This is a genomic window from Micromonospora sp. I033 (genome assembly GCF_053890995.1).
In genome coordinates this window covers 24,040-32,994 of record NZ_JBSSLX010000052.1, presented here as the reverse complement: position 1 = coordinate 32,994, position 8,955 = coordinate 24,040, and the positions used below count along the sequence as shown (strand labels likewise).

The window sequence follows — 8,955 nt, the reverse complement described above, 5'->3', positions numbered from 1 at the left end:
CCGGCGTGCCGGCGACATCCGTCGCCGCGCTGACGTCGGTCGGCGTGACGGCGACCTCGACGCGGTCAGCCTCGTCCGGCATGCGGCCCCTCCCCCGGTCGGTGCGGGCAGCGGTTACCCGGCCGCGACCGGTTCACCCCTTCGGGGCGAACCCGGGTCACCCGGCCCGGCCGCAGGCTGGAGGCACGCGGGCGGCCGGCGACGGATCCGGCCGCCCGGCGGCCCCGGACGACGGGAGGGGCAGGTGGCACGGATGAGGCGACTGGCCGGCACCGGGCTCGCCCTCGTGACGGCGGGTGGGGCCGGGGTCCTCGTACGCCGGCACCGACGCCGGCCCAGCAGGGCCGCGACCGACCTGCGGCCCGGACGCTGGCAGGTGGTGACGGTGGCCGGCCGGCCCGACGAGGTGCTGCCGTCCGGGCGCTGGCCGGAGCCGCTGCGCCCGCTCGACGGCGCGGTCGAGCTGTCCGCCCGCCCGGCCCCCGGCGGGCGTGGCACCGAGCTGGCGGCCCGCCTCCCCGGCGGCGGGCCGGCACTGCCGGGGCTGGCCGCCCACCTGCTCGGCGACGATCCCGGCCGGTTCCTGCGCCGGCTGTTGCGGGAGGCGAAACAGCTGGTGGAGACCGGGGAGGTGCTGCGGGCGGACCGCTCGCGCCTGGACCGGCCGGGCGGGGCCGGCTGAGCGGCCCGTGATCCGAGCGGCCGGGGGTGGCACACTCGGCGGATGCGCGACGACCGTCCCCACGACCTCGTCCTTTTCGGCGCCACCGGGTTCACCGGCGGCCTGACCGCCGAGTACCTGGCCCGGCACGCCCCGGACGGGCTGCGCTGGGCGCTGGCCGGCCGCAACCCGGGCAAGCTGGCCGGGGTGCGGGACCGGCTGGCCGCCATCGACCCGGGCCTGGCCGAGCTGCCGCTGCTCACCGCCGACGTCACCGACCCGGCGTCGCTGCGGGCCGTGGCGGAGAGCGCCCGGGTGGTCGCCAGCACCGTCGGCCCGTACATCCACCACGGCGAGCCGCTGGTCGCGGCCTGCGCCGCCGCCGGCACCGACTACCTCGACATCACCGGCGAGCCGGAGTTCGTCGACCTGATGTACGTGCGGCACCACGCCGAGGCGGTGCGCACCGGGGCGCGCCTGGTGCACGCCTGCGGCTTCGACTCGATCCCGCACGACCTGGGCGCCTGGTTCACGGTCAGGCAGCTGCCCACCGACGGGCCGGTCACCGTGGACGGTTACGTCCGGGCCGGCGGGCGGTTCTCGGCCGGGACGTACCACTCGGCGCTGACCGCGTTCTCCCGGACCGGGGAGATGAGCCGGGCCGCGAAGGCGCGCCGGGCCGTCGAGCCGCGGCCGGAGGGCCGCCGGGTCCGGGCGGTGCCCGGCAGGGTCGGCCGGGTCCGGGAGTTCGGGCTGTGGGCGGTGCCGCTGCCCACCATCGACCCGCAGGTGGTCCGCCGGTCCGCGGCGGCCCGCCCGGAGTACGGCCCGGACTTCCGCTACCGCCACTTCGCCGCGGTGAAGCGTCTGCCCACCGTGCTGGCCGCCGGCGTGGGCCTGGCCGGCGTGGTCGGGCTGGTGAAGCTGCCGCCGACCCGGCGCTGGCTGCTCGGCCGGCTCTCCTCCGGGCAGGGGCCGAGCGCCGCGCAGCGGGCGAAGTCCTGGTTCCGGGTCCGGTTCGTCGGCACCGGCGGCGGCCGGACCGTACGCACCGAGGTGGCCGGCGGCGACCCCGGCTACGACGAGACCGCCAAGATGCTCGCCGAGTCCGCGCTCTGCCTGGCCTTCGACGACCTGCCCGCGACCGCCGGGCAGGTGACCCCGGTGACCGCGATGGGCGACGCCCTGCTGGACCGGCTGGTCCGGGCCGGGATCACGTTCCGGGTGCTGGACGCTTGACCCTCGACCGGGTTGAGGGCCCAGGATCCGGCGTCGTGGAGAGCGAACTGCGCAGCATCGGCGAGCTGGCCCGGGCCAGTGGTCTGACGGTGAGCGCGCTGCGGTTCTACGACCGGTCCGGCGTGCTGGTGCCGGCCCTGGTGGACCCGGCGACGGGCTACCGCTGGTACACCGACGACCAGGTGGGCCCGGCCCGCCTCGTCGCCGGGCTGCGCCGGGTCGGCATGCCGCTGGCCGGGATCGCCGAGGCACTGCGGCACCGGCACCGGCCGGCCGTGGTGCACCGGCTGCTGGACGCGCACCTGCGCCGCCTCGAGGACGGCCTCGCCGACGCCCGCCGTGAGCTCTCCCGGATCCGCACCCTGATCGATCCGGAGGAGACCCCCGTGACCACCACCCGAATCGTGCTGTCCCGCGCCGACCTGGCCGCCGCCGTGGACGCCGTCCGGTTCGCCGTCGGCGTCGACCCGGAGCTGCCGGTGCTCTCCGCCGTGCTGCTGGAGGTCGAGCCGGACGGTGTCCGGCTGGTCGCCACCGACCGGCACCGGCTGGCCGTGGCCCGGGCCGGCGGGAAGGTCGACGGCCGGCCCGTGCGCGCGCTGCTGCCGGTGGACGCGGTCGACGAGCTGCGCGCCCTGCTCGACACCGGCGCCGGGATCACCCCGGAGGCGCACCTCACCGTGGCCCCGGACCGGGTGGAGGTCTCCGTGGCCGGCCGGCCGGTGACCGCCGCCGCGCTGCCCTACGACTTCCCGGACTACCGCCGGCTGCTGCACGGGCAGGTCGGCGGCGCGCCCACCCACCGGATCCCGGTCGACGTGGCGGCGCTGCGCGGTGCGGTCACCGCCGAGGGCGCCCCGGTGCTGCTCCGCGAGTACGCGGGGGTCGACCACGAGGTGGTCGTGCTCGGCCTGGACGGCCGGGGCGGGCTGCGCGTGGTCGGGCCGGACACCCCGGACGGCCTCCGGGTGGGGGTGAACCGGGAGTACCTGCTCGACGCCCTGGACGCCGGTGGACGGGGCCAGCTCGTGCTGGAGCTGGACGGGCCGATCGCCCCGCTGGCCGTGCGCCGCCCCGACGACGAGGACGTCTTCTCCATCCTCATGCCGGTGCGCCTCTGACCCGTCGTCCGGGTGCGGGGCGGGCGGAACGGGCCGCGACGGTAGCATCTGGGGGTCCCACCTGACTGCCTGGACGGAGGCGTACGGAGCAGCATGCTCGACATGGAGTTGATCCGGAAGGATCGCGAGGCGGTGGCGACCGCGCTGGCGAAGCGTCTGGATCCCGCCGAGGTCAACCGGGCGCTGGACGAGATCCAGCGGCTCGACCAGGAACGCCGCGCCCTCATCACGGAGATCGACGCCGAGCGGCAGCGCCGCAAGGCCGAGGCGCGCGCGTACGCGGAGGCGAAGCGGTCCGGCGCCACGCCGGAGCCGGTCGCGCCGGAGGCCGAGCGCAAGCAGCTCGCCGAGCTGGAGTCCCAGCTGGACGAGGTGCAGTCCCGGCTGCGCGGCACCATGAGCGAGCTGCCCAACCTGCCCGCCGACGACGTGGTCGCCGGCGGCAAGGAGGCCAACCGGGTGGTGCGCACCTTCGGCGAGCCCCCGGCCGTCGAGAAGGTCCGCGACCACGTGGAGCTGAGCAAGGCGCTCGGCCTGGTCGACCACGAGCGCGGGGTGAAGCTCGGCGGCTCCGGCTTCTGGATGTACACCGGCCTGGGCGCCCGGCTGGAGTGGGCGCTGGTCAACTGGCTCATCGAGCAGAACATCCAGGCCGGCTACGAGTTCCTGCTGCCGCCGCACCTGCTGCTGGACAGCGCCGGCTTCGCGGCCGGCCAGTTCCCGAAGTTCTACGACGACGTCTACCACCTCGACAAGCAGTCCGCCCCGCGCGGCCAGTTCCTGCTGCCCACCGCCGAGACGGCGATCCTCGGCGCGTTCCAGGACGAGATCCTGGAGACCGCGAAGCTGCCGCTGAAGGCGTTCGCCTACACCCCGTGCTACCGGCGCGAGGCGGCCGGCTCGCACTCCGACGAGCGGGGCACCGTGCGCGGCCACCAGTTCAACAAGGTGGAGATCTTCCAGTTCACCCTGCCGGAGCAGGCGGGCGCGGCGCTGGAGGCGATGGTCGGCCACGTCGAGGGTCTGGTCGAGAAGCTGGGTCTGCACTTCCAGACCAGCCTGCTCGCGGCGGGCGACTCCAGCGCCGCCATGAAGAAGACCCTCGACGTCGAGGTCTGGATGCCGAGCACCGGCAAGTACAAGGAGGTGTCGTCGGTCTCCTGGGGCGGCGACTACCAGGCCCGCCGGGCCGCCATCCGCTACCGGGAGCCGGGCGGCAAGCAGACCCGGTTCGTGCACACCCTCAACGGGTCGGCGCTGGCCACCAGCCGCCTCTTCCCGGCGATCCTGGAGCAGTTCCAGCAGCCCGACGGCTCGGTCGTGGTGCCCGAGGTCCTCCGCGACAAGCTCGGCACCGACCGCCTCACCCCGGTCCGCTGACCGGCTGACGCGCGGCGGGAGTCGGCTCGTCCGGCTCCCGCCGTCGTCTCCGGAGCAGGCCGGCCGCCGACAACAGCCCCAGGGCGGCCGCGAGGAGGGCCGGGCCGGCCGTGTCGAGCGCGTGGACCAGGGTCTGCTGCACCTGGGCGGCGGCTCGCACGACCGGGTCGCCGAGGGCCTCGTGGCGGCCCTGGGCGAGGCGCACCTCGTACCAGCCGTACCAGGCGACGTAGCCGCCGGCGACCAGCAGCACCAGGCCGCTGAGGCGGGGCATCCACGCGCCGGCGCCGCGCAGCCCGGCCACCAGCCGGCCGCGCAGCAGCGCCACGCCGAGCGCGGCCACCCCGACCACCAGGGCCATCCCGATCGCGTACGCGCCGAAGAGCGCCAGCCCGCGCAGCGTGGAGCCGGCCCGCAGGCTGGTCACCACGATCGCCAGGAACGGCGCGATGGAGCAGGTGAGCGAGGTCAGCGCGTACGCCACCCCGAACAGGGCCATGGACGGCCAGGTGCGGGTGAGCCGGGGCGCCCGGGCGAACGGGCGCGGCGTGGGCAGCCGCCGGCCGGCGAGCAGCCAGCAGCCGGCCAGCGCCAGCAGCACGCCGAGGGTCACGGTGAGCCAGGGCAGCCGGGGGCGCAGCCACTCGGCCAGGGGGGCGACGGCCAGCCCGAAGGCGCCGAAGACCAGCGCGTACCCGACGGTCAGCCCGGCCGTGGCGGTGAGCGCGCGGCCGACCGCGCCGCGACCGTCGGCGGGCCCGGCGACCAGCAGTGACAGGTACGCGGGAAGCATGGCGAAGCCGCACGGGTTGACCGCGGCGAGCATGCCCGCGGTCAGCGCGAGCAGCAGCCCGCCGGTCATCCCCGGGCCAGCGCGTCGACCTGCCGGGTCAGCGACTCCCCGTCCAGGAAGCCCTGGTGGATCACCCGGCCGTCCCGGTCCACGACGACGAAGGTGCTCTGCTCGACCACCTCGAACCGGCGCCACAGCACGCCCGACCGGTCGTCGAGCTGCGGGGTGCCGGCCAGGTCGAACTCGGTGACGAACTCCTTCATGGCCCGCTGCTCGCCCAGCCCGGCGACGCCGACGATCGGCACGGTGTCCCGGTACTTCGGGGCGATCTCGGCAACCGTCCAGGCCTGACTGGCGCAGGTGGCGCACCAGGGCGCCCAGAACCAGAGCACCACCGGCTTCCCGGCCAGGGCGGCGGCGGAGAACGCCGTACCGTCGAGGGTCTTCGCGGTGAACGACAGCGTCTCCGGCACCCGGGCCGGGACCACCGGCGGGGCCGGCGACGCGGACCCGGCGGGGGCGGCGGCGGGCGACGCGGCGGCCACCGCGCCGACCGGGGTGGCCCGCTCCGGCCCGACCGCGCAGGACGCCGCGCCGGGCAGCGTGGCGGCCAGCACGACGGCGGTGACCAGGCGGCGGGCGGTACGTGGGGGCATCCGCGACTCCTCAGGGGTTCGGCTACTCGGCCCTGACCAGCCGGAGCGCGAGTTCGGGACAGACCTTGACCGCCTTGAGCGCGCCCTCCCGCAGCCACGTCGGCACCGGGGTGGCGGGGAAGGCGGGGTAACCGTTGCCGTCGAGCCGGATGAAGTCCGGCACCACGTGGGCACAGAGCCCGTGCCCGTCGCAGCGGGACCAGTCGAGGGTGAGCTTCTGCGGGTTGCCGTCGGGCGCGCCGGGCAGCCCCATCACGCCCTTGACCCGCTTGCCGCAGCCCTCGCCGGTGGCGTGCAGCCGCAGGTCCTCGGCGAACACCTCCATGGCGGAGAGCGCGAACCGGGCCGTGCCGTCGGGGTGGCTGCACGCGCCGCGTCCCTTCACGTCGCCGGCCGCCGCGCGGACCACCTCGATCGGGGCGCTGCCGGAGACCGCCAGGTCGACGGCGCGGGCCAGGTCGGGCAGGCCCATCTTGCACGGGCCGCACTGCCCGGCGGACTCACCGGCCAGGTAGCGGACCACCTGGGCGGCCTCGCCGAGCGGGCAGGTGTCGCGGGCCAGCGGGACGATGATGCCGGCGCCGAGGGTGCCGCCCACCGCGGCCAGTCCTTTGCGGGACACCTCGGCCCGGGCCGCCGCCTCGGGCGTGATCCACTTGCCGTGGTAGCCGCCCATCAGGATGCCCGGCCCGTCGGGCACCTCGCACAGCTCCAGGATCTCCCGCAGCGGGGTGCCGGCCGCGCACTCCACCACGGCCGGCCGCTTGGCCGCCCCGGTGACGGTGAGCAGCACGGTGCCCGGCTCGTCATCGGTGCCGAGGGCGGCGTACTCGTACGGGCCGATCCGGGCGGCGACCGCGAGCTGGGCGTAGGTCTCCGCGTTGGAGAGCAGGGTGGGCAGGCCGTTCACCCCGGAGTCACTGGACCGCTTCTTGGTGCCCGGCGGGATGTGCGGCAGCCCGTTGATCCCGTTGACCAGAGCGCCGCCCTCGCCGGAGATGAACCGGTGCGGCACCGTGACGATGGTGGTGGGCACCGGCATCCGCCGCTCCTGCAACGCCTCCGTGAGCGAGGGCCGGCCCACGTCGTCGTCGGCCACCCCGATCACGATCTCCTCGGCGTCCAGCGCGTACGCGGCCAGCGCGGCGCCGTCCAGGATCAGGTGGGGGGCCCGGGTGAGCAGCACCTTGTCCTTCCAGCTCGCCGGCTCCCCCTCGCTGGCGTTGACCACCACCACGGCGGCGAGGTCCTGCCGCTCGCAGGACTCCAGCACGGCGCGCAGCTTGCGGGCGAACGGGAAGCCGGCGCCGCCCTTGCCCTTGAGGTCGATGGCCTCGGCGAGCCGGAGCAGGGCGGCCGGCTCCACCGGCCCGATCGGCCCGTGCACCTCCTCGTGGGCCAGCAGGTCGAGTCTCCCGAACTCGGCGAAGCCGGCGGTGAGCCGGGGCTCGCCGACGCAGGCCACCGGGGGCACGGTCGTCCGCATCACCGGGCCTCACCCCGCAGCCCGGCCCAGTACGCCCCGTCCACCGCGTCCGCGTTGGCGCGCTTGCGCCGGCTCGACCGGCTCTCGCCGGACGCCCGCATGGCCCGCCGGGAGGCGAGGTCGACAAGCGTCGGGGTGTCGTCGACGAAGGCGTCGTCGGGGGCGTAGCGGGCCGGCGGGCGCCAGTAGTCCGGCTCCTCCGGCACGTCCTCCTCGACGCTGTGCCGGCCGCTGCCGCTGCGCGGGGCCGACGAGATCGGGCCGGCCGAGATCGGCTCGCCGGAGACGGGCTCGCCCTCCCAGCGGCGCGGGCTGTCCCACGGCTCCTCCGGCTCGTCGGTCCGGCGCGGCGGGGCCGAGTAGCGGGCGACCTCCGCCGGGGTGGAGTAGCGGACGCCGGTGTCCGGCGGGGCCGAGTGCCGGCCGCCGCTCCGCTCCTCCTCGTCCCGGTGGCGGCGGCCGCGCCGCTCGTCGTCACGACGGGCCACCGCCTCGCGCTCCTCGCGGCGGGCCACCCGCTCGCGCTCGTCGCGCCGCCGGGAGGCCGGCGCCGGCTCGGCGTCCCGCCGGCGGCCCGGGGAGACCGGGGCCTCGGCGCGGCGCCGCGCGGCCGCCGCGCGGACCGGCTCGCGCAACGTCCCCGGTTCGGGCACCACGGGTACGGCGAACCGCTCGGGATCGCGACGCCGGGCGATGCCTGCCGGCGCGGTCCAGGTCGCGGTGACCTCGGCCCAGCCACCCTCGCGGCCCCGGCCGGACCGGCTCTCGTCCCTGTCGACGCTCCGGCGCCGGGCCAGCCCTGCGAGCAGGCCGGTGCGCTCCTCCCCCTTGCCGGCCATCGCCTTGTTCAGCGCGGCGGCCTGGTGCTGCTCCCGGCTGCGCTTGCCGAGGTGGACGGAGAGGCGGACCAGCAGCGCCACCACCACCAGCAGGACGCAGGCCAGGTAGCTCAGCACCACCCAGGTCTTCGCCGCCCGGCCGGCGTTCAGCCCGTGGAGCAGCGCGAACGGCCAGGACACGTACGCCATCGAGTGCAGCGCGCGCCACATCCACTTCGGACCGACGCCGGCGAACCGGACGCGGACGATGCCGGTCCAGAGCACGCCGACCATCATCAGCGCGGCGACGGTGCCCAGCCCGACGTAGAGGCCGCGGCCGGCGAGGAACGGCACCACCCCGTCGGTCGGCCCGGCCCGGCCGATCGAGATCTTGGTGATCACGTGGCAGACCAGCCCGGCCACGCCGAGGATGCCGGTGGCCCGGTGCGCCGACTGGAGCAGCACCCGGTGCCGGATGAGCAGCACCAGCCGGTCGGTGGCGAGCAGCCCCAGCATCACGGTGAGGCTGAGCGAGACCAGGGCGACCACCCCGGCGAAGAACTCGGTGAAGAAGAATCCGTACGAGTACATGACGGTGCCGGCGCCGGCCAGTTCGAGGCCGGCCCACGCGACGGCGAGCGCGGACACGCTGAGCGCCACCATCGCGGACTTCGACATCGTGCGGGCACCACGGCTGCTGCTGGTGGTCCGGACGGTCGTCGCCTTCTCGTTCTGCTCTGCCCGGGCCATCTGCTCCTCGATCGTCTCGCGGCGGCACCCCCACCGGCCGACCCTGTTCCC

General features: G+C 76.1%; 8 protein-coding genes. 4 read left to right on the top strand and 4 right to left on the bottom strand.

All coding sequences use genetic code 11. The features are described 5' to 3' along the window. The first annotated feature begins 253 nt into the window (after positions 1-253). From ACW0Q9_RS11910 to serS, 4 genes are all read left to right on the top strand, one after another. A complete protein-coding gene (locus tag ACW0Q9_RS11910) occupies positions 254-682 on the top strand; it encodes a hypothetical protein (RefSeq protein ID WP_456180557.1) in 429 nt (142 codons plus the stop codon). 42 nt (positions 683-724) lie between these two features. Continuing rightward, positions 725-1,900 carry a saccharopine dehydrogenase family protein gene (locus tag ACW0Q9_RS11905; RefSeq protein WP_456180555.1) on the top strand — a complete coding sequence of 392 codons (1,176 nt, stop codon included), beginning with the start codon at positions 725-727 and terminating at the stop codon, positions 1,898-1,900. A 47-nt stretch (positions 1,901-1,947) separates the two neighbouring features. Next, positions 1,948-3,021 carry a DNA polymerase III subunit beta family protein gene (locus tag ACW0Q9_RS11900; RefSeq protein WP_456180559.1) on the top strand — a complete coding sequence of 358 codons (1,074 nt, stop codon included), beginning with the start codon at positions 1,948-1,950 and terminating at the stop codon, positions 3,019-3,021. Positions 3,022-3,114: 93 nt separating this feature from the next. Further along, complete coding sequence (gene serS / locus ACW0Q9_RS11895; protein WP_456180552.1) at positions 3,115-4,401, top strand: serine--tRNA ligase; 1,287 nt, start codon at positions 3,115-3,117, stop codon at positions 4,399-4,401. Here the strand turns inward: serS and ACW0Q9_RS11890 are convergent. From ACW0Q9_RS11890 to ACW0Q9_RS11875, 4 genes are read right to left on the bottom strand one after another with little or no spacing between them, the layout of a single operon-like run. After that, positions 4,385-5,263 carry a cytochrome c biogenesis CcdA family protein gene (locus ACW0Q9_RS11890; protein ID WP_456180550.1) on the bottom strand — a complete coding sequence of 293 codons (879 nt, stop codon included), beginning with the start codon at positions 5,261-5,263 and terminating at the stop codon, positions 4,385-4,387. The two genes, serS and ACW0Q9_RS11890, sit on opposite strands and share 17 nt — an antisense overlap. Beyond that, on the bottom strand, positions 5,260-5,850 hold the full coding sequence (locus tag ACW0Q9_RS11885) for a redoxin domain-containing protein (RefSeq protein WP_456180548.1): 591 nt from the start codon (positions 5,848-5,850) through the stop codon (positions 5,260-5,262). The genes ACW0Q9_RS11890 and ACW0Q9_RS11885 overlap by 4 nt, the downstream gene beginning before the upstream one ends. A gap of 22 nt (positions 5,851-5,872) precedes the next feature. Beyond that, a complete protein-coding gene (locus ACW0Q9_RS11880) occupies positions 5,873-7,339 on the bottom strand; it encodes an NADH-ubiquinone oxidoreductase-F iron-sulfur binding region domain-containing protein (protein ID WP_456180546.1) in 1,467 nt (488 codons plus the stop codon). Beyond that, positions 7,336-8,904, bottom strand: a complete 1,569-nt coding sequence (locus ACW0Q9_RS11875) for a ferric reductase-like transmembrane domain-containing protein (RefSeq protein WP_456180544.1) — start codon at positions 8,902-8,904, stop codon at positions 7,336-7,338. Before ACW0Q9_RS11875 ends, ACW0Q9_RS11880 begins: the two co-directional genes overlap by 4 nt. Positions 8,905-8,955: the final 51 nt, after the last annotated feature.